Annotated in this window: 19 protein-coding genes; 7 read left to right on the top strand and 12 right to left on the bottom strand. The window is 72.8% G+C overall.

All coding sequences use genetic code 11. From position 1 onward, the window contains the following. Positions 1-75 precede the first annotated feature (75 nt). The 3 genes from ACP4E5_RS44115 to rpmB all read right to left on the bottom strand — a co-directional run bounded on the left by ACP4E5_RS44115 (position 76) and on the right by rpmB (position 2,599). Positions 76-1,905, bottom strand: coding sequence for a SpoIIE family protein phosphatase (locus ACP4E5_RS44115; RefSeq protein ID WP_425840263.1), 1,830 nt, complete (start codon positions 1,903-1,905; stop codon positions 76-78). A gap of 152 nt (positions 1,906-2,057) precedes the next feature. Next, positions 2,058-2,363 (bottom strand): 30S ribosomal protein S14, encoded by a 306-nt coding sequence (rpsN, locus tag ACP4E5_RS44110; protein ID WP_425840261.1) that lies wholly within the window; start codon positions 2,361-2,363, stop codon positions 2,058-2,060. Beyond that, positions 2,363-2,599 (bottom strand): 50S ribosomal protein L28, encoded by a 237-nt coding sequence (gene rpmB / locus ACP4E5_RS44105; RefSeq protein ID WP_425840258.1) that lies wholly within the window; start codon positions 2,597-2,599, stop codon positions 2,363-2,365. Before rpmB ends, rpsN begins: the two co-directional genes overlap by 1 nt. A gap of 95 nt (positions 2,600-2,694) precedes the next feature. Between rpmB and rpmG the strand changes: the two genes are divergently transcribed. The 4 genes from rpmG to rpsR all read left to right on the top strand — a co-directional run bounded on the left by rpmG (position 2,695) and on the right by rpsR (position 4,589). Beyond that, a complete protein-coding gene (rpmG, locus tag ACP4E5_RS44100; RefSeq protein WP_422481768.1) occupies positions 2,695-2,859 on the top strand; it encodes a 50S ribosomal protein L33 in 165 nt (54 codons plus the stop codon). Between the two features lie 61 nt (positions 2,860-2,920). Beyond that, on the top strand, positions 2,921-3,175 hold the full coding sequence (locus ACP4E5_RS44095) for a type B 50S ribosomal protein L31 (RefSeq protein WP_425840254.1): 255 nt from the start codon (positions 2,921-2,923) through the stop codon (positions 3,173-3,175). Further along, positions 3,175-4,329 carry a CobW family GTP-binding protein gene (locus ACP4E5_RS44090; protein WP_425840252.1) on the top strand — a complete coding sequence of 385 codons (1,155 nt, stop codon included), beginning with the start codon at positions 3,175-3,177 and terminating at the stop codon, positions 4,327-4,329. Before ACP4E5_RS44095 ends, ACP4E5_RS44090 begins: the two co-directional genes overlap by 1 nt. A gap of 23 nt (positions 4,330-4,352) precedes the next feature. After that, entirely contained in the window at positions 4,353-4,589 is a 237-nt protein-coding gene (gene rpsR / locus ACP4E5_RS44085; protein WP_425840250.1) for a 30S ribosomal protein S18, read from the top strand. Between the two features lie 22 nt (positions 4,590-4,611). Here rpsR and ACP4E5_RS44080 read toward each other — a convergent pair whose 3' ends face one another. The 7 genes from ACP4E5_RS44080 to ACP4E5_RS44050 form a co-directional block, all read right to left on the bottom strand. After that, complete coding sequence (locus ACP4E5_RS44080; RefSeq protein WP_425840248.1) at positions 4,612-5,592, bottom strand: anti-sigma factor RsbA family regulatory protein; 981 nt, start codon at positions 5,590-5,592, stop codon at positions 4,612-4,614. Beyond that, positions 5,589-5,933, bottom strand: coding sequence for an STAS domain-containing protein (locus ACP4E5_RS44075; RefSeq protein ID WP_425840246.1), 345 nt, complete (start codon positions 5,931-5,933; stop codon positions 5,589-5,591). Before ACP4E5_RS44075 ends, ACP4E5_RS44080 begins: the two co-directional genes overlap by 4 nt. A gap of 104 nt (positions 5,934-6,037) precedes the next feature. Then, positions 6,038-8,806 carry an AfsR/SARP family transcriptional regulator gene (locus tag ACP4E5_RS44070; RefSeq protein ID WP_425840244.1) on the bottom strand — a complete coding sequence of 923 codons (2,769 nt, stop codon included), beginning with the start codon at positions 8,804-8,806 and terminating at the stop codon, positions 6,038-6,040. Between the two features lie 324 nt (positions 8,807-9,130). Further along, the gene (locus tag ACP4E5_RS44065; protein ID WP_425840242.1) at positions 9,131-10,039 is read right to left on the bottom strand and encodes a DUF5753 domain-containing protein; all 909 of its coding nucleotides are present in this window, start codon (positions 10,037-10,039) and stop codon (positions 9,131-9,133) included. Next, positions 10,036-10,554: an ATP-binding protein gene (locus ACP4E5_RS44060; RefSeq protein WP_425840240.1), complete on the bottom strand. Its 519-nt coding sequence runs from the start codon at positions 10,552-10,554 to the stop codon at positions 10,036-10,038. The genes ACP4E5_RS44065 and ACP4E5_RS44060 overlap by 4 nt, the downstream gene beginning before the upstream one ends. Before the next feature lie 129 nt (positions 10,555-10,683). Next, entirely contained in the window at positions 10,684-11,472 is a 789-nt protein-coding gene (locus tag ACP4E5_RS44055; protein WP_425840238.1) for a class II aldolase/adducin family protein, read from the bottom strand. Further along, complete coding sequence (locus ACP4E5_RS44050; RefSeq protein WP_425840236.1) at positions 11,469-12,461, bottom strand: C-terminal binding protein; 993 nt, start codon at positions 12,459-12,461, stop codon at positions 11,469-11,471. Before ACP4E5_RS44050 ends, ACP4E5_RS44055 begins: the two co-directional genes overlap by 4 nt. A gap of 178 nt (positions 12,462-12,639) precedes the next feature. On the opposite strand from ACP4E5_RS44050, the gene ACP4E5_RS44045 reads away from it, so the two are divergent. From ACP4E5_RS44045 to ACP4E5_RS44035, 3 genes are all read left to right on the top strand, one after another. After that, entirely contained in the window at positions 12,640-13,539 is a 900-nt protein-coding gene (locus tag ACP4E5_RS44045) for an Lrp/AsnC family transcriptional regulator (protein ID WP_425840234.1), read from the top strand. A gap of 199 nt (positions 13,540-13,738) precedes the next feature. Next, positions 13,739-15,376 (top strand): amidohydrolase, encoded by a 1,638-nt coding sequence (locus tag ACP4E5_RS44040; protein ID WP_425840232.1) that lies wholly within the window; start codon positions 13,739-13,741, stop codon positions 15,374-15,376. Positions 15,377-15,500: 124 nt separating this feature from the next. Further along, complete coding sequence (locus tag ACP4E5_RS44035; protein ID WP_425840229.1) at positions 15,501-16,847, top strand: MFS transporter; 1,347 nt, start codon at positions 15,501-15,503, stop codon at positions 16,845-16,847. Here the strand turns inward: ACP4E5_RS44035 and ACP4E5_RS44030 are convergent. Together ACP4E5_RS44030 and ACP4E5_RS44025 are read right to left on the bottom strand one after the other, a co-directional pair. Beyond that, complete coding sequence (locus tag ACP4E5_RS44030) at positions 16,844-17,434, bottom strand: hypothetical protein (RefSeq protein ID WP_425840226.1); 591 nt, start codon at positions 17,432-17,434, stop codon at positions 16,844-16,846. The two genes, ACP4E5_RS44035 and ACP4E5_RS44030, sit on opposite strands and share 4 nt — an antisense overlap. Beyond that, complete coding sequence (locus ACP4E5_RS44025; protein ID WP_425840223.1) at positions 17,434-18,528, bottom strand: baeRF3 domain-containing protein; 1,095 nt, start codon at positions 18,526-18,528, stop codon at positions 17,434-17,436. The genes ACP4E5_RS44030 and ACP4E5_RS44025 overlap by 1 nt, the downstream gene beginning before the upstream one ends. Positions 18,529-18,713 lie beyond the last annotated feature (185 nt).

Here is an 18,713-nt window from a genome sequence, read left to right as displayed (position 1 = left end):
GACGGTGTCAAGATCCCCCGTTCGAGGAGGAGTTGCTCGGCTGGGCCGTCCGGACGGTGCCGCGGGAGGGCACCGTCACGGTTCCTCCGGACCGTCCTCGTCCAGTTCGAACCACACCGTCTTGCCCTCCGGCTCGGGGCGGAGGTTCCAGCGGTGGGCCAGGAGGTCGAGGAGGACGAGGCCGCGGCCCGAGGACGAGAGTTCGCCGGGGGCTCGGCGGGCGGGGACCTCGTCGCTGCGGTCGGAGACCTCCACGCGCAGCAGGCGGTGCCCCTCGGCGCCGCTGATGTCGGCGCGCAGGACGGCGGCCTGCTCGGTGTGGATGAGTACGTTGCCGAGGAGTTCGGAGACGAGCAGGAGGACGGTGTCGACCTGTTCGGGGCGGGCCCAGTCGTGGAGCAGCCCCTGGAACTCGATGCGGGCGTCGGCGATGCCCTGGGCCTGGTCCTGTTCGAGGGTGAACCGCAGGTGCCGTCCGGGCCGGTCCGCGTGGTCGTCGAGTGGGTCGCGGCGCAGGAGCAGCAGGGCGATGTCGTCCTCGGTGAACGAGGTGACGGGACGGTCGCCCGGCTGCGTGGTCTGCGGGGCGACCACGGCGTTCAGGAGCCGCTCGGCCATGCCGTCGATGTCGTCGGCGCCGCCCGGTGTCAGCGCGCCGCGGACCCGGAGCCAGCCGGAGTACATGTCGTGGCCGCCGGACTCGATCAGGCCGTCCGTGCACAGCATGAGGATCTCGTTCTCACGCAGTGTGACGACACTGACGGGGTAGTCGTCCTCGCCGAGGTCGAGCCCCAGGGGCAGCCCGCCGCGCACGTGCTTGAGCAGGCACGTGCCGTCCGGCAGCCGCAGGACCGGGTGCGGGTGCCCGGCGCGGGCGATGCGCAGCGTGCCCGTCAGGGGGTCGGCCTCCAGGTAGATGCAGGTGGCGAAGCGGTCCTCCTGAAGCGACGCCAGGAAGTGGGAGGCGCGGACGAGGACGGCGTCGGGGCCGTGCCCCTCGGCCGCGTAGGCGTGGATGGCGGTGCGCAGTTGCGACATCAGTCCGGCGGCGTGCACGTCGTGGCCCTGGACGTCGCCGATCACCACGCCGAGGCGCCCGTTGGGCAGGGTGATGCTGTCGAACCAGTCGCCGCCGACCATGAGCCCGCCGCCGGTGGGTACGTAACGGGCGGTGACGGTGAGCCCCTCGGGGCTCGGGCCGACGCGCCCCATGCTGCTGCGCAGGCTCTGGGAGAGGGTGCGGTCCGCCTGGCCGTCGTAGGTCTGCTCGATGCACTGGCCGAGGAGCCGGGCGAGGGCCACCAGGAAGGTGCCGACCCCGCCGGTCATCTCCACCGGGGCGTCGAAGGCGGCCATCCATACGCCGGTGAGCTGGCCGTACGTGGTGAGCGGCAGGAACGCCCACGCCTCGTACCGCGCCGGCTCGGCGTTCCCACCGGCGGACGGGAACCGGTCCCGGTATTCCTGCGGCGACGTCAGCACCACGGGCCGCCCCGTTCTCGCCACCTGAGCGGCGGGGTGGGCGGTCCGCAACGGCAACCGGAACGCCTCGGCCTCACCCTCGGCGAGCCCGAACTGGCCTACGCAGTGCAGCACTTCGCGGTCGGCACGGAAGACCGCCTGCCCGCGCAGCGGGAGCGTGGTGTCGGCCAGCCGGGAGATCAGCGTGAGGGCCTCCCCCAGTGACGCGACGCGGGCCAGCGCGTGTCCGGTGACGAGCAGGTCGGTGCCGCGGCCACCCGTACGTCGTGGAGCCCGGTCCGAGCCCGCGCCGGGCCCTCCGGAGGCCGGGCCCGCCATCCGGTTGAGCACGTCGACCTGGCGGACCTCGGCGTCGTACGCCTCGGGTTCCTCGTGCTCCTCGGGCTCCTCTTCGGGGATTCCGTGCTCGCGCCCGCCACCCACCTGCGGCACTCCCCTCGGCTCGACGCACTCCGGCTTCCCCCATCGTCCGCCGGTCCGCCGTGCCGCGCCTGCTCTCGCACGCCATGCGGGCGACCGCGCGGCGCGCCCGACCGAGACGGGGCCCGGTCGGGCGGCCTACCGCGGCTGCGTCGTCACCAGGAGGACTTGGTGACCCCCGGCAGGTGTCCCGCGTGCGCCTCCTCCCGGAGCCGCACGCGGGACAGGCCGAACTTGCGCAGATGCCCGCGCGGCCTGCCGTCCACGCTGTCGCGGTTGCGGACCCGCGTGGCGCTGGCGTCGCGGGGCTGGCGGCGCAGTTCGGCCAGGGCGGCGGCGCGCTCGGCCTCCGGGGTGCCGGGGCGGCGGAGTGTCTCCTTCAGCGCCGCGCGCCGGGCGGCGTACCGCTCGACGACCGTCTTCCGCTTCTCGTTCTTCGCGATCTTGCTCTTCTTCGCCATCAGACCTTCTCCCCTCGCGCGCGGATCCGCGCGACCGCGGCCTCGACGCCGATGACGTCGACCGTCTTGACTCCCCTGGCGCTCAGGGTCAGCCGCACGGTGCGGCCCTCGCTGGGCAGCCAGTAGCGCTTGCGCTGGATGTTCGGGTCGAAGCGGCGCGAGGTGCGCCGGTGCGAGTGGGAGATGCGGTTGCCGAAGCGCGGTGCGGCGCCGGTCAGTTGGCAGTGGGTGGACATGCGGTCCCTCTCCGTCGTGCTGTGTCGTGCTCGCTGCGCCTGTGTGAACGTGGCCCCGTTATTGAAAATGGAAACCATTGCCATATACTAGCGCCATGGCACGCAACGAACTGCGCCCGATCCTCAAGCTCCGCTCCACGGCGGGCACGGGCTACACCTACGTCACCCGCAAGAACCGCAGGAACGACCCGGACCGCCTGGTCCTGCGCAAGTACGACCCCGTGGTGGGCCGCCACGTCGACTTCCGCGAAGAACGCTGAAGCCCACGGCCCGCACGGCCGCTCGAAGAACCCGAAGAACCCGAAGAACCTGGAGTCCGCCATGAAGCCCGGCATCCACCCGGCCCACCGGCCCGTCGTCTTCCGCGACAAGGCCGCCGGATTCGCCTTCCTGACCCGTTCCACGCTCACCACCGACCGCACGATCGAGTGGGAGGACGGCCACACCTACCCCGTGTACGACGTCGAGGTCTCCTCGGCGAGCCACCCCTTCTACACCGGCACCGCCCGCGTCATGGACACCGCGGGACGCGTCGAGCGCTTCGAACGTCGCTTCGGCCGTCGAGGGGCCCGGTGATGGGCGGCCGCGACCGGCTGCCCGTCGTGATCGTCGGCGGCCTGCACAGCGAGGCCCGCCGGGAGGTGGTGCGGGGCCTGCTCGACGCGGTGCCGTCCAGTGTGGCCCTGCACCACGACCTCGGCACCGCCCCGTCGGGGACCGTGACCCGCACGGTCCGGGACGCCTCCGGTGAACTCGAGCGCGGCGAGGCGCCGTTGGTCAACGACTGCGCCTGCTGCGCCCTGCGCGAGGACCTCGTGCCGGAGCTCGAACGGCTCGCGGAGGACGGGCTGACCCGGCTCGCCGTCGTGGAGCTGTGGGACTCCGTGGAGCCGCAGGCCATGGCGGACGTCGTCGCCGCGCACGGCGCTCCGGCGCTGCAACTGACCGGTGTCGTCACTGCCGTCGACCCCGCGCTCGTCCTCCCCTACCTGGGCAACGGCGACGACCTCGCCGAGGCCGGACTCGCGGCGGCCGCGAGCGATCAGCGCACTGTCGCGGACACCTGGGCCCGGCAGCTGGAGTACGCGTCCGTCGTCGCCGTCACCGAGAGTCCGGAGGCGGACGCGGAGGACCGGGCCCTGCTCGCCCAGCTCCACCCGACGGGGCGGCAGGTCCCGGCCCGGTCGACCGAACTGGCCCGGCTCGCCCTCGCCGGGTTCGACGTCGAGGCGGCCCGCACCGCCCAGCACCCGGCCAGCGCCCGGCTGCCGCAGGAGGCGGAGGAGGCCGGGGTCGGCACCCTCGTCTGGCACCGTCACCGGCCGTTCCATCCGCAGCGGCTGTTCGACGCCCTGGAGGACCTGTGCTGCGTCGCGGCCCGCAGCCGGGGGCGGTTCTGGCTCGCCGACCGGCCCGACACGCTGCTGTCCTGGGACGCGGCGGGCGGCGCCCTGGGCGTCGACGACTGCGGGCCCTGGCTGCACTCACTGCCCGACGCCGCCTGGGAGTTGGTGCCGCCCGAGCGGCGCGCGGCGGCGGCCGTGGACTGGCATCCGGAGCACGGCGACCGCTGCCAGCACCTCGTGTTCACCTCCCCAGCCCTCGACCGCGAGGGCCTGGCCGCGCTCCTCGACTCCTGCCTGCTCACCGACGACGAGTTCCGCGCGGGCCCGGCCGGCTGGAGCCGGCTGCCCGCCGCCTTCGACCCGCTCCTCGACCCGGCACGCTGACCCCCGAAAGGAACCGAACCGACATGCCCCGTTCCCGCACCCCACGGGGGCCCACGAAGCCGCGCCCGAACCCGCTCGACGCGGCCGGCATCACCTACGTCGACTACAAGGACACCGACCTGCTGCGGCAGTTCGTCTCCGACCGCGGCAAGATCCGCGGCCGCCGCGTCACCCGCCTCACGGTGCAGCAGCAACGCCAGGTGGCGGCGGCGGTCAAGAACGCCCGGGAGATGGCGCTGCTGCCGTACGCCGGCAGGTGACGCGCGGACGGCCGCGGGCGTGTCAGGCGCACGTCCGCAGCCGTACCGTCGTCCCCTTCGCCCCCGGCCTCACCTGCACCGTGTCGCACAGCATCCCGGCGCCCCACAGTCCGAAGCCGGCGTCCGCGGCGGAGTCCGGCGGGTCCCAGCTGAGGTGGGCGTCGGGCCGCCAGTCGCCGGAGTCGGTGATCTCGCAGATGAGGCCGTTGTCGGGCCAGGTGCGCAGGGTGACGGGGGCGTCGCCGTGGCGGATGGCGTTGGTCGCCACCTCGGTGACGGCCACCAGCAGGTTGTGCAGGGCCTCGCCCGTCACTCCGCAGCCGCGTGCCTGTTCGGCCACGAAGGCGCGCACGGCGTGCAGGTCCGCCGGCAGGATCCGCATCGACGCGGTGGTACGCGGCGAAGCGGGCAGGGGCCGTCGGTCGAGGTCCGCGAGGAGGGCCGGCTGGTCACCGTACACGGGGCTGTCCCGCAGGGCCTCGCCCTCGAAGACCTCCGGGTGGGTGCGCCGTACGTAGTCGACGACCTCCGACGTCACCACGCGCGTGTCGTAGCAACAGCGGGAGTGGAAGCGCTGGTTGGGGAAGCTGACATTGAGCAGCGACTCGTAGCGGACCCACTCGATGGGGTCCGGGTAGCGCTCCCAGTCGTCGGTCGCCACCACCCAGGCGGGGCGCGGGCCGAGCGTCCGCGCGACCGCCGATATCGCGGCCATGGCCCGTACGGGGTTCGTGTAGACGTCCAGGGGGTTGATGAACTGCACGGCGGGGGCGTCCTGGCCGAGCGCCTCGCGCAGCGCGTCGGCCTCCCGCGCCGGGGCCACGGCGAGCGTCGGCGCTCCCGCCCCGATGCCCTCGCGCAGGTGCGGCACGGTGCCCGCGAGGAACTCCGGCATGTCGCCGTACAGCACCGCCTGGTGCTGGTGGACCAGCGGCTCGTCGAAGCCCGGGGCGTCCGCCGGGCCGAGCCGGTCCAGCGCCTCGATGATCTCGTCGACGGTCATGCCGTCCCCTCCGTTCCCTGCGCCAGGCCCGGCAGCCGGCCCCAGCCCACGATCGCGATGACCCCCGCCACCTCCGGTGCCACATGGTCGAGGACCAGCCCCCGGCGTGGTCCTCGGCGGTGGCCGACGCCGGCGAGCAGGCGCAGCGCCCCGAGGTCGATGAAGGTCAATCCGCCGAGGTCGAGGTGGAGTTCGCCGTCCACCTCCGCGAGGTCCGCCAGCGCCTGTGCGACGACGCGGTGCCGGGTGGCGTCCAGTTCCCCTTCGAGGCTGAGCCCCGGCGGGTCGTCGGTGCGGGTGATCCGCAGGATGCGCTGCTCGCCGGGTGCCGTGGCGTCCATGAGGCCTGCCGAGTGGTGAGGTGGGTCCTTGTGCAAGGCGTCCCTGAAGATAGAGGGGTTCGGTAGAGCGGCGGTAGATCCGGTCGCCGCCGGCCCGACACCGTTCACAGCGGTGGCGGGCCGAGCGTTCCCGGCCCCATGCGCAGGCTCAGGCACGCGGGGAAGAACGCGCTCCACGCGTGCCCGCGCCAGCGGACGTACGCGGTGAGGTCGCTGCCCAGACTCGCGGCGCGTTCGAGGAGTTTCGCCGCCTCCGGGGTCCTGCCCTCGTACAGGAGGATGCGGCTGATCTCGTGCAGCGCGAAGCACTGGAGGCCGTCGTCGCCGACCCCGTCCGCGATGCGTGCGCTCTCCTCGTAGGCCTCCAGGGCGTCGACGGTGCGGCCGAGTCCGCGCAGGGCGCGGCCGAGGTCGCCGAGGCCGACCACCAGGGCCGTGCGGTCGTCCGCCGCGCGGGCCAGGGCGAGATGCGTCCGCTGCACGGCGAGGGACTCCTCGTATCTCTCCGTCTCCGTGAGCGCGTCCGCCAGGCAGTACAGGGTGCGCCGCTCCCCCTTGGCGTCGCCGATCGCGCGCCAGATGTCGAGCGCCGCGTCCAGGCACTGCCGCATGTGGTCGAGCCTGCCGTGCAGCCAGTACACGGCCGCCAGGTTGTGCAGCCCCTGGGCCTCGCTCCTGCGGTCGCCGAGCCGGCGGGCGGTGCGGATGGCGAGCTCGCCGAGGACGCGCAACTCCCGTGCGCGGGCGTACGGGTAGAGGTACCAGTGCAGGAGTCCGGTGAGGCGGACGGAGTGGCGCGCCGCGTCGTCGGACGCGGTCGCGGCGTGCGTGATGGTGGCGATCAGGTTGGCGCGCTCACTGTCCAGCCATGCCTCGGCCCGGCCCAGGTCGTCGATGCGTACCGGCGTCGGGTCGTCGGCCCGGCGGGCGAGGCCGGGTGGTACCTCCAGGTGGGCCACGGCGCGCCCGGTGGTGGCTGCGTAGAACCGAAGGACGCGTGCGAGGGCCTCGGTGCGTTCGGTCTCGGGCTCTTCGGCGCACACCTCACGGGCGAACAGGCGGAGCAGGTCGTGCATCTGGTAGCGGCCGGGGGCGGGGCTGTTCAACAGGTGGGCGTCGACGAGGCGTTCGAGCGCGTCCTCCGCGCGGGCGGCCGGGACGCCGAGCAGCGCGGTCGCGGCGGGCAGGCTGGTGCTCGATCCCGGTACGACGCCGAGGAGGCGGAAGGCGCGGGCGGCCGCCTGGTCGCTGGGGTGGGCCCCGTGGCACAGGGCCTGGTAGCCGGCGAGGAAGCTCGCGCGGACCGACACGTCACCGACGGAGATCTCGTCGAGCCTGCCCTGCGCGTCGCCGAGCCGTTCGACGAAGGCGCTCAGCGGCCAGCTGGGGCGGGCGGCGAGGCGGGCGCCGACGATCCGCAGGGCGAGCGGGAGCCCGCCGCACATCCGGATGATCGCGTCGGCCGCCTCGGTCTCGGCGCCCACCCGCTCCGCGCCGAGCAGCCGTTCCAGGAGTGCCATCGCCTGGTCGTGGAAGAGGACGCCGAGGTGGAGGTGGGTGGCGCCCTCCAGTGTGGTGAGCATTTCGCGGCTGGTGATGAGGACGGCGCAGCCGGGCCCGGCGGGCAGCAGCGGGCGCACCTGTTCCACGCCCGCCGCGTTGTCGAGGACGACCAGGACGCGCCGGTCGGCGACCATGGAGCGGAACGCGGCGGCCGCCTCCTCCGTGTTGGTGGGGACGGCGACGCGCGGCACGCCCAGCGTGCTGAGGAACCGGCCGAGCACCTCCCCCGGTTCGAGGGGCGTGAGGCCGGCGGTGGCGCCGTGCAGATCCACGTAGAACTGGCCGTCGGGGAAGCGGTCGGCGAGGCGGTGGGCCGTGTGGATGGCGAGGGCCGACTTGCCGATGCCGCCCGTGCCGTCGATCGCGGCGATGGCGAGGCGGCCGCGGCCCGTGCCGCCGATGATCTCCTGGAGGACGGATGCCTCGCCCGTGCGGCCGAGGAACTCGCCGCTGGTGTGCGGCAGTTCGCGCGGGACGCGGGCCGGCGTCCCGGCCGGGGCACGGTCGGCCTCCTCGGGCTCGGGTGTCTCGGGCGGTCCGGGTTCCAGGAGCAGGGACGGGTCGCCGGTGAGGATGCGCTGGTGCAGTTCCCGTACCGGTGGGCCCGGTTCGATGCCCAGGTCGTCGGCGAGGCGCCTGCGCAGGTCGCGGTAGGCGGTCAGGGCGTCGGCCTGGCGGCCCGAGCGGTACAGGGCGAGCATCAGCCGGCCCCGCAGCGCCTCGCGCAGGGGGTGTTCGGCGGACAGTACCTGGAGTTCGTCGAGGACCGCCTCGTGGTGGCCGAGCCTCAGGCGCGCCTCGATGAGGAGTTCGCGGGCGTTGGTGTGCGCGGCGACGAGCCGGGTGGTCTCGGCCTCCACGGCGGGGGTCGGCGGCACGTCGGCGAAGGGGGTGTCGCGCCACAGGTCGAGGGCCTCGGCGAGCTGTTCGGCGGCGGCCTTCGCCGCGTTCCGCCCGAGGTCGCGGCCGGCTTCCTTGACGAGGTCGGCGAACCGGTGGGCGTCGACGGCGCCGGGCTCGACGACGAGGCGGTACCCGTGGGCCCGGTAGCCGTGCACATGCGTGACCAGGATGTCGCTGGAGGTGTCACCGAGCGCGCGGCGCAGCCGCGAGACGTAGCCCTGGAGCAGTTTGTGGACGCTCTGCGGCGGGTGGGGGCCCCAGAGTTCCTCGACGAGACGGTCGGTGGAGACGAGCTGGTTGGCCTCGCACAGCAGCACGGCCAGGAGCATGCGCCACTTCGCCGGCGGGAGCGGCACCTGGACGCCGTCACGCCACAGGCCGAGCGGCCCGAGCAGCCGATACCTCATGACCTCGCGTCACGTTCCGTTTGTCGTCGCCTTCTCCCTGGGGCACTTCTGACGGATCTTGCTGGAGTCGCGGGGCCTTGGACGCCCATCTGCGGCGTTGTCGTCGGTTGCCAACTTCCCCAAGCTCTCGGCTTCGTTCGAGCAGGGGAGACCCCATTCGCGTTGACGCCCTCCTCCGCCTTGCACCTGCACGCACCAGACCCCGCTCCCAGGCACCGCACGTACACGGCCCCCCGCGTCCAGCCTGATCCGTCAGAAGGACCCTGTCGGCCGGGCGTGGTGGTCCCCGATTGTGGTGCGAACCTCCATGCGGGGCAAGGGGGTTCACCGGGGGCCGTGGCCGTCGCGGTCGAGTTCCGCCTTGAGTGCGCGGATCAGCTCCCGTGAGTCGTCCCGTGACAGGGCCCGGGACCGGATCTGCCGGAAGGCGAGCCGGTGTTCCCTGAGTTGCCCGGCGTCGAGCGTGCTCTGCACGCCGAGGGAGGACTCGCCGCACAGCACGTCGGGTCCCTCCCCGAAGCCCATGAGCCGGAAGGGCGGCAGTTTGCCGGGGTGGTCGGGTACGTCGATGGGGAGCACCTGGAGGTGGATCCGGGGCAGCGCGCCCCGTTCGAGGAGGTGCCCCAGCTGCCCGCTCATCACCCGTTTCCCGCCGACGCGGTGGCGCAGGACGCCCTCGTCGAGGACCGCGACGAGGTGCGCCGGTTCGCGCCGGGCCAGGACGCGTCCGCGCCGGGCGAGAGCGGCGAGGCGCTGTTCGGTCCGCAGCGGCGGGTCGAGCGGGTGGGCCGTGGCGCACAGGGCGCGCGCGTAGTCCTCCGTGCGCAACAGCTCGGGGACGGCGGCGGACGCGAACTCGTGGATGACGGCGGCCCGTTGTTCCAGTTCGGCGATGTGCGGAGCGCCGTCCTGCTGGACGGGGAGAAGCGCCGTCGCCCCGTGGGGCAGCCAGGCGACGGTGCCGTCGGGTCCCGGCGCGGCCCACGCGATCGGCGTGCGCGGGCCGGCCGCCGGTGACTCCGACGCCCCGGATGCCCCGGGCGTCTCGGAACGTACGCGGCTGAGCAGACCCCAGGCGTACGTGTCGGGGTCGGCGGCGCCGGAGAGGGCCGCCTCGACGCAGGCCCGCGCGCCGTCCTCGCTGCCGCTGGTGCCGCAGGGGCCGTGCTGGTGGCGGCTGCCCGCGACGCGGTGGATGTCCCACCGGTAGAGGCTCGCCCGCGGCGCGTTCATCGGCCCGGCCGCGCCGTGTCGCCGCCGTCCAGGGCGAGCGTGCACCAGGTGGTCTTGCCGCGGCCCGGTTCCCTGCGTGAGCCCCAGGCCGAGGCGACGGCCTCCACGAGCTGCATGCCGCGCCCCTGTTCGTCCTCGGGCCCCGGCGCGCGCAGCGCGGGGCGGACCGGGGAGGAGTCGGTGACCTCGATGAGCAGCCGGTTCCCGAGGTGCGCCACGGTCAGGGCGACCGTGGTGTCGGCGGTGTGCACGACAGCGTTGGTGACGAGTTCGCTGACGAGCAGCTCGCCGTCGTCGACGGCGCCGGGCGGGCATCGCCAGGAGGTCAGCGCGGCGAGCACCGCCGCGAGTACCCGGACGACCTCCGCGGGGACCGCGCGGACGTGCCGGTGCAGTTGTCGGCCGACGCCGAGGTCGCACTCGGCGCAGGGGCGCCGGGTGCGGGAGTACGCGTACGGGGCCGCGACCAGCAGGGATGTGCGGGAGTGCGCGGACGTGCCTTTCGAGGAACCCATGGCCCTCCCCTTTGAGGTACCGCCGCTGCGGGCGGTGTGGCTGCGCGCAGCGTGCACGGTGAGGGGAGAGCGGCGGTGCAGCGCCGGTAGACGGGGCGGGGGTCCGGCCCCGCCCCGTCCACCGCCAGCTCAGTCCTTGTAGTCGGGCGCGATCCGCTCCACGAGGCGCAGCAAAGCGCCCCAGGCCAGGTCGTACGCGATGTCGTCCTCGACGTCCGAGGAGGCCTCGCCCTCGCCGGTGAGCTGCTGGGCGGTGTACTCGGCGACCTTCTCGGAGGGGATGATCAACGGGCCGCCGGCCTGGGCGGTGACCTGGATCTCGCAGGCCTTCTCCAGGTAGTACATGCGCAGGAACGCCTGCTTGGCGCTCTCGCCGACGGTCAGCAGGCCGTGGTTGCGCAGGATCAGCGCGGAGTGGCCGCCGAGGTCCTCGACGAGGCGCTCCTGCTCGTCGAAGTTGAGGGCGACGCCTTCGTAGTCGTGGTAACCGACGCGGTTGTGGAACTCCATCGACATCTGGTTGACGGGGAGCAGCCCGCCCTGCTGCGCGGCGACGGCGCAGCCGGCCTTGGTGTGGGTGTGCAGCACGCAGTGGGCGTCGGGCCGGGCCCGGTGGATCGCACTGTGGATCATGAAGCCGGCCGGGTTGACGGGGTGCGGGCTCGGCTCGACCGCGTTGCCGTCGAGGTCGATCTTCACCAGGTTCGAGGCGGTGATCTCCTCGAAGAGCAGGCCATAGGGGTTGATCAGGAAGTGGTTGTCCGGACCCGGAAGGCGCTGCGAGATGTGCGTGAAGATCAGGTCGGTCATCCGGAAGTGCGCGACCAGGCGGTAGACGGCGGCCAGTTCGCGGCGCAGGCGCAGCTCCTCCTGGGCGGCGTCCTCGGCCGTGACGGGGGCGGTGAGGGTGTCGGTCACGCGAGTGCTCCTTGCGTACGAGAGGCGTCGGAGGAAGTGGGGTCGACGACGGGGGTGTGCGGGCGGCCGATGGTCCACCAGGCGATGACGTTGCGCGCGGGCTCGGTGACGTAGGCGCGCAGCGAGGCGTCGGAGAGGAAGGCGCTGTGCGGGGAGAGCAGCAGGCGCGGGTGGCTGCGCAAGCGGTCGTCCGGCGCGGGCGGTTCGATGGGGAAGACGTCGAGCGCCGCTCCGGCGAGCCGCCCGCTGTCGAGCGCGGCGAGCAGGGCCGCCGGGTCGACGAGGTCACCGCGGGAGACGTTCACGAGGACGCTGCCCGAGCGCATGCGGGCCAGCAGGCCGGCGTCGACCATGCCCTTGGTCTGCGGCGTGGAGGGGACGTGCAGCGACAGGACGTCGGCGCGCTCAGCGAGGGTGTCCAGGTCGACGCGTTCGACACCTTCGGGCCAGTCGGTGGCGCGCGGGTCGTGGGCGACGATCGCGCCGAAGAGGGGTGCGGCGATGCGGGCGAGGGTGCGGGCGATGCGGCCCATGCCGACGAGGCCGAGCGTCAACTCGCTCGCCCGGCGCGGCACTTCGTGCAGCTCGGTGTTCCAGCCGCCGGAGCGGACCACGGCGTCGGCCTGCGGCAGGCGGCGGGTCAGGGCGAGCGCCTGGGCGAGGGCGTGCACGGCGACGTCCTCCGTCGCGGAGTGCGGCAGGTTCGCCACCCACAGGCCGCGCCGCTCCGCCTCGGCGATGTCGATCATGTCGTAGCCCGCGGACATGGTGGCGAGCATGCGCACCTTGGGCAGCCGGTCGAGCAGGGCCGCGTCCACGCGCGCGTACCCGACGATCAGCGCGTCGGCGTCCTGCGCGGCGGCGACGATCGCCTCCGGGTCCCGGCTTCCGACGACCCGCACCTCCCAGCCCGCATCGGCGAGGAGTCGGACGCCCGGTTCGGGGTCCAGTTCCTCGGTGTCGGTGATCACGACGACGGGTCGCGGCACACCATCCTCCAGAGGTCATCAGAAATGATTCGATCGCCTTACGGGAACGAAACCTACGTTTCGACTGCCACACTTGTCCAGACCGAACGAGACGGTTGCCCATCCGGTGACCGACAATGAGCGGGCATCCGGCCGGTCCACGGCCGGACCGTAACCGAACCGCCGAGGGGAACTGCACGTGGATCTCGACGAGACCGATCTGGGCATCGTGCGCGAGCTGCAGAGCGACGGCCGCCTCACCTACGAGACCCTCGCCCAGCGCGTGGGCCTGTCCCGGCCCGCGGCACGGATGCGCGTGCAGCGACTCCAGGAGTCGGGCGCCGTGCGAGTCGTGGCGATCGTGCACCCGGCGGTGCGCGACCTGTCGGCCTCCGCGCATCTGTCGATCGACACCGACGGCGCCGCCGGTCCGGTGGCCCGCGCGATCGCCGCGCTGCCCGAGGCGCCGTTCGTCACGCTCATCAGCGGGCGGCGGGCGATCATGACGGAGCTGCGCACCGCGGGCTTCGGCGCGCTCGACCGGACCATCGAGCGGATCCGGGCGCTGCCGGGCGTCCGCGCGGTGGACGCGCTCGTCGCGACCCGCCATGTGAAGGACCCCTACCTCCTCACCCGGGAGCCGACCGTGAGCGCGCTCGACGCGGTGGACGAGCGGATCCTCGCCGAGCTCGAGTACGACGGACGCCTCGCCTTCGCGGAACTCGCCGCGCGCGTCGGCCTGTCCGCGGGCGCGACCCGCGCGCGCACCCTGCGCCTGCTGGAGGGCGGGGTCGCCAAGGTGGTGGCCCTGGTCCGGCCCGACGTGCTCGGCATGGGCTACCTGTGCGGGTTCAGCCTGCGGGTCGACGGCGCGGCGGCGGACGTCGCCGAACGCGTCGCCGCCTTCGGGCGCGTGACGTTCCTGTCGACGTGCCTGGGCGGCGCCGAACTGGTCGGCACCATCACCGCGGAGTCGTTCGCGGCGGTGCGCACCACGCTGGAGGAGATGCGCGAGCTGCCCGCCGTACGGGAGGTGGAGAGCTGGCTCCACCTCGAACTGATCAAGGAGCGCTACGACCTGGGGCCGCGCACGCGGTGACCGGACGGACCGGACGCACGCACCGATCACCGGCCCGCACAGGGGTGCACAGTCGATCCGTAACCCAACTGGCGATTCGACTTTACAAACATTCTTCACCTGACCCTCTGGTCAATCAGTCGTTCGCTATCTATGGTTCAGCGAGCCGAATCGTCTGTCGGCGCACCCCCGTACGTTCCCGGTCGAAAGCAGTCCTGCCATGCCCCGCTCCCCCGAGCACACGCTCCTCGTCACCGGCGCCGCCGTAGCCGCCGCCGGCACCACCGTCCGCGCCGAGGCCCTCGCCGTGCGCGGCGAGCGCATCGTGCACGTCGGCACCGTCGAGGAGGCCCGCGCCGCGCTCGGCGGCCAGGTCGACGAGGAGCTGCGCCTCGACGGCGGCCTCGTCCACCCCGGCTTCGTCGACGCCCACTGCCACCCGGTGATGTACGGGCAGGCGCTCGCCTGGGTCGACCTGCGGCCCGAGCGCGTACCGGACATCGACACGCTGGTCGAGGTGCTCCGCGAGGCCGCCCGCGAGCTGCCCGCCGGGGTGCCGGTGCGCGGCTTCGGCTACGAGCACCGGCGGCTCGCCGAGGGCCGCCACCCCAGCTGCCACGACCTGGACCGCGTCGCCGAAGACCGCGAGGTCTACGTCATGAACGCCTCCGGGCACGGCGGCGTCGTCAACTCCCACACCCTGCGCACCTGCCGGATCACCGCCGGCACCCCGCAGCCCGAGGGCGGCAGCATCGGCCACTTCGAGAACGGCGAGCCCGACGGGCAGCTGTGGGACGCGGCCTGTGACCTGCTCACAGGCCCGGCCGGCGTGAAGATCGGCAACCACGGCCCGAACTTCCACCTCTCCGAGCCGGACGACATCATGGCCGACCATCTGCTGCGCGCCCAGGAGGTGTTCCTCGCCGCGGGTGTCACCACGATCGGCGACGCGCAGGTGTCGCGCCGCGAGATGGAGACGTACCTGCGGGCGCGGGCGGACGGTTCGCTGCGCATGCGTGTGAGCGCCTACCTCACCTCGGCACTGCTCGACACCGCCCTCGAACTCGGCGCGGTCCGCGGCTTCGGCGACGACCTGTTCCGTATCCAGGGCGTGAAGTTCTACGCCGACGGCACGCTCGGCGGCTGGACCGCGTACTTCCCCGAGGGGTACGCCGCCGACTGCTGCCACCACGGGCAGCTGTACCACTCGGTCGAGGAGTACGCGGAGATCGTCCGCCGCGCCCACGCGGCGGGGCTGCAGACCGCGACGCACGCCCAGTCCCCGTACGCCATCGGCATGGTGCTCGACGCGATCGAGAAGGCGCAGGCCGACCGGCCGCGCGACGACATGCGCCACCGCATCGAGCACTCCGGTCTGCCGACCGACGAGCAGATCGACCGCATGGGCACGCTCGGCGTCGTCCCCGTCATGCAGCCGCAGCACCATCTGCGCACCGGCGACGGCACGTTGACCGCGATCGGCGAGATGGGCAACCGCTACAACCCGGCGGGCCGCTGCCCCGAGGCCGGTGTCCCGGTCGTCTTCTCCTCGGACGCGCCGGTCGCCCCGCCCGCCCCGCTGGAGGCGGTGTCCGCGGCGGCGACCCGGCGCACGGTCCTCGGCACCGTCCTCGGCGACGAGTCGCTGCGCCTGCCGGTCGAGGCGGGCCTGCACGCGCACACCGCCGCCGCGGCGAGCGCCCTGCACCGTGAGGACGCCGTCGGCGCGCTCGCCCCGGGCATGCTGGCGGACTTCGTCGTGCTGGACGCCGACCCGTTGACCGTGCCCGCGGACGAGCTGACCGGGATCCGGGTGCGCGAGACGTGGATCGGCGGCAGCCGGGCCTGGTCGGCGTAACGCACTTCGGGGGGCGGGTCCCCAACCCCATGCCCCGCCCCCTTGCCTCCCTCACCTGCCTCACCCCCTCCCCCACGCCTGAGCACGTCCCGTCCCCGACCGCACTCACCTGCCGGAGGTCCCCTTGTCGGACCGCACCACACCCCGCTCGCCACAGAGTCCCTTCAGGACGGCGTTCGCCGCTCTGTCCGGTACCTCCATCGAGTGGTACGACTTCTACGCCTTCGCGACCGCCGCGGCGATCGTCTTCAACGACGTCTTCTTCCCCGCCGACATGCCGACGGCCCTGAAGACGATCTCGTCCTTCGCGACGTTCGCCGTCGGCTTCCTGCTGCGCCCGCTCGGCGGCATCGTCTTCGGGCACATCGGTGACCGCGTCGGCCGCAAGAAGACGCTCGTCATCACGCTCCTGATGATGGGCATCGCCTCGTTCGCGATCGGCCTGCTGCCGACGTACGACCAGGTCGGCGTCCTCTCGCCGATCCTGCTGATCACGCTGCGCCTCATCCAGGGCATCGCGATCGGCGGCGAGTGGGGCGGCGCCGTGCTCATCGCCGTCGAGAACGCGCCCGAGGGCAAGGCGACCTTCTTCGGCTCGTTCGCCCAACTCGGCTCGTCCGTCGGCGCGTTGCTGTCGACCGGCATGTTCAGCCTCATGAACCTGTTCGGCGACTCCGCGTTCCACAGCTGGGGCTGGCGCGTGCCGTTCCTCGCGTCCGCGGTCCTCGTCGTCATCGGCCTGGTGGTGCGCACCAAGCTGGAGGACTCCCCGGTGATGGACGACATCCACGCCGCAGAGGCCGAGAAGGAGACGCCGAGTCGGCTGCCCGTCACCGAGGTGCTGCAAAAGGACTGGAAGACGGTCCTGACCGGGGTCTTCGCGCTCGCCACGGCGACCGGCGGCTACTACGTGGTGACCAGCTATCTGCTCTCGTACGGCACCGACTCGCTGCACCTGTCGGACTCGATGCTGCTCAACGGCCTCTCGCTGGCCGCGTTCCTGGAGCTCCTGGTCACCCCGCTGCTCGCGCTGCTCGGTGACAAGGTGGGCGCGCACAAGGTGGTCGTCGCGGGCCTCGCGGGAGTCGTACTGCTGTCGATCCCGCAGTTCATGGTGCTCGGCGGGGGCAGCGTCGTGCTGATCTATCTGATGATGCTGGCGATGCGGCTGGTGATGTCGGCGCTGTACGGGCCGATGGCCGCGATCCTGGCCGACGGTTTCGCCCCGCACGTCCGCTACACCGGCATCTCGCTCTCCTACCAGGTCTGCAACATGCTCTTCGCGGGCTTCGCCCCGGTCACCGCGGTCTGGCTGTCGTCCCTGGCCGGCGGGGCGTACTGGCCGCCGGCCGCCGCGCTGATGGCGGTGTCCGTGATCGGCATCTGGTGCACGCTGCGCCTGCGGGTGCACTTCGAGAACCGGGTCGCGGCCGAATCCACGGCCGCGACCCAGGACGCGGTACCCGCCTAGTAGCGCTGTGCCTTCGCCACACTCGCCTTGAGGTGCGGCTCGGGGGGCTTGGTGCTGATCGCCAGCGGTTGCGCCCTGTCCCCCGCCTTCAGGTCCTCGGCTCCGACGACCTTGGTCTCGACCACCTTGCCGTCGGAGTCGCTGAAGTCGACCTGCACCGCGTACGAGGCGGTCTTGTCGGTGGTGTTGGTGATGTGGACGACGACGGCGCGCACGCCCTTCGTGTCCGCGAGGCGTTTGCCGGTCAGTTCGACGTCGCGGACCGCGTTGCCCTGCCCGTCGACCTTGTCCAGCTGCTTGGTGAACTCCTGCCGCTTGCGCTCCACGTCGGCCGAGACGGACGCCTCGAACTGGCTGGCCCGCGCCGAGGCCGACTTGGCGGCCTCGGACGCGGAGGCCTTGATCGACTCCTTCTTCGACGCCAGCGCCGACGGCGGCGTACCGGAGAACCTCGACGCGTCCGGTGAACTGGCCGACGCGCTGGCACTCGCACCCGTGTCCTTCTCGGTCCCTGAGCCGCACGCCGCGAGCGCGAGCACACCCGCCAGTGCGCAGGCGATCGGCGCGACCGTCGTCCGCCCGCGCATCAGAACCTCAACACCGCGGCGACGCGCCCGGCGTCCGCGAGGGTGTCGTCGGGGACGAACACCACCTCCGCGCCGGTCTCCAGGGCGGACTCGACGACCTCGTCGACGATGTCGTGCACGGCGTCCAGATCGTCATCGGCGGCCGGTTCAAGATGTCCCTCGCCGGCCCGCACGGTGATCCGGTAGTTCTCCTCGACGACGAGCCGGCGGATCCGCCCGTCCTGGGCCTCCTGCCACACCTCGTCCACGCCCGCCGCGTACTTCTTCTCGCCGCGCGCCTGCTCCAGCTGGTCCAGCGCCTCCGCGACGGCCAGCCGCGCCGCTTCTTCCCGGGCCGGGGCCACCGCGTGCGCGACCTCCTCCGGGGTGCCCTGCGCGAGCCCGCCGACCGGCAGCTCGATCGCCCCCTGCGCGGCGCTGCCGACCTCCGTCAACAGGGTCAGCGCGGCCGACTCCCCGGTGACGTACAGCGGCCTCGGCTCCTCGCCGAGCACGTCGCTGAGCTCCGTGTCCGCGTCACGGAAGAACTGGCGGGTCTCCTCGTCGCGGAAGGTGCTGGGCAGGTCGCCGACGCGTTCCTTGCGTTCGGCGTCCGGGTCCTCGAGGCTGCGGGTCAGCGGGAAGCCGTGCTCCGTGTTCTCGGTGACGCGGTCGCCGCGGCCGTCCCACAGCGTGATCCGGTCGGCGGCCAGGGCCAGCACCCAGTAGGGGCGACGCGCGGCGTCGGCGGCGACCAGGTTCCGGGTCAGGAAGGTGTCGGCGACCACGACCCGCTCGGGGACGCCGCGGTCGACGACCCATGCCTGGTGCTCGCCCGGCGCCGCGAAGACGATGAGGCCGTCGCGCACATGGGCGAGATCGACCTCCTGGACCGCGGCCCGCAGCTGGGCGACGACGTCCTCCTGGCGTTCCTTCGTCACCGCGGGATCCGCCGACAGCTGGCGCTCCGCCTCGCTGACGAGGTTGCCGAGCCGTACCGGGTCCTGGCTGTTCTCGGGTCGGCGCCGATGGGTGGGCATCGCCAGGGACACGGCGGGATAGGAGCGTGGCTCGCGCAGCTCCTGAAGGATCACCGGGGTCAATGAGGAATGCATGGCTGCTTGTCCTTCTCCTGAGACGGCTCGCACCATGCTGCCCATATCTCGCACGATCGGCCATTTGGAATGAATGTCCAGTGATCCACCCCTGATGCGTAAACACCACTAAAAGGTGCACTTCTCAACGTGTTGGTAGAAAACTGTTCCCCGAGCGTCCCAGCTCCCCCGCACCGCAACCGAAG

Source organism: Streptomyces fractus (genome assembly GCF_049844455.1).
Taxonomy (GTDB): Bacteria; Actinomycetota; Actinomycetes; order Streptomycetales; family Streptomycetaceae; genus Streptomyces; species Streptomyces fractus.
This window is presented reverse-complemented; position numbering and strand designations above follow the sequence as displayed.

Bases quoted from the DNA above. Each gene is read 5' to 3' on its own strand.
- rpsN (WP_425840261.1), bottom strand. From the start codon at position 2,363: ATGGCGAAGAAGAGCAAGATCGCGAAGAACGAGAAGCGGAAGACGGTC.
- rpmB (WP_425840258.1), bottom strand. From the start codon at position 2,599: ATGTCCACCCACTGCCAACTGACCGGCGCCGCACCGCGCTTCGGCAAC.
- rpmG (WP_422481768.1), top strand. From the start codon at position 2,695: ATGGCACGCAACGAACTGCGCCCGATCCTCAAGCTCCGCTCCACGGCG.
- ACP4E5_RS44095 (WP_425840254.1), top strand. From the start codon at position 2,921: ATGAAGCCCGGCATCCACCCGGCCCACCGGCCCGTCGTCTTCCGCGAC.
- ACP4E5_RS44090 (WP_425840252.1), top strand. From the start codon at position 3,175: ATGGGCGGCCGCGACCGGCTGCCCGTCGTGATCGTCGGCGGCCTGCAC.
- rpsR (WP_425840250.1), top strand. From the start codon at position 4,353: ATGCCCCGTTCCCGCACCCCACGGGGGCCCACGAAGCCGCGCCCGAAC.
- ACP4E5_RS44080 (WP_425840248.1), bottom strand. From the start codon at position 5,592: ATGACCGTCGACGAGATCATCGAGGCGCTGGACCGGCTCGGCCCGGCG.
- ACP4E5_RS44075 (WP_425840246.1), bottom strand. From the start codon at position 5,933: ATGGACGCCACGGCACCCGGCGAGCAGCGCATCCTGCGGATCACCCGC.
- ACP4E5_RS44070 (WP_425840244.1), bottom strand. From the start codon at position 8,806: ATGAGGTATCGGCTGCTCGGGCCGCTCGGCCTGTGGCGTGACGGCGTC.
- ACP4E5_RS44065 (WP_425840242.1), bottom strand. From the start codon at position 10,039: ATGAACGCGCCGCGGGCGAGCCTCTACCGGTGGGACATCCACCGCGTC.
- ACP4E5_RS44060 (WP_425840240.1), bottom strand. From the start codon at position 10,554: ATGGGTTCCTCGAAAGGCACGTCCGCGCACTCCCGCACATCCCTGCTG.
- ACP4E5_RS44040 (WP_425840232.1), top strand. From the start codon at position 13,739: ATGCCCCGCTCCCCCGAGCACACGCTCCTCGTCACCGGCGCCGCCGTA.
- ACP4E5_RS44030 (WP_425840226.1), bottom strand. From the start codon at position 17,434: ATGCGCGGGCGGACGACGGTCGCGCCGATCGCCTGCGCACTGGCGGGT.
- ACP4E5_RS44025 (WP_425840223.1), bottom strand. From the start codon at position 18,528: ATGCATTCCTCATTGACCCCGGTGATCCTTCAGGAGCTGCGCGAGCCA.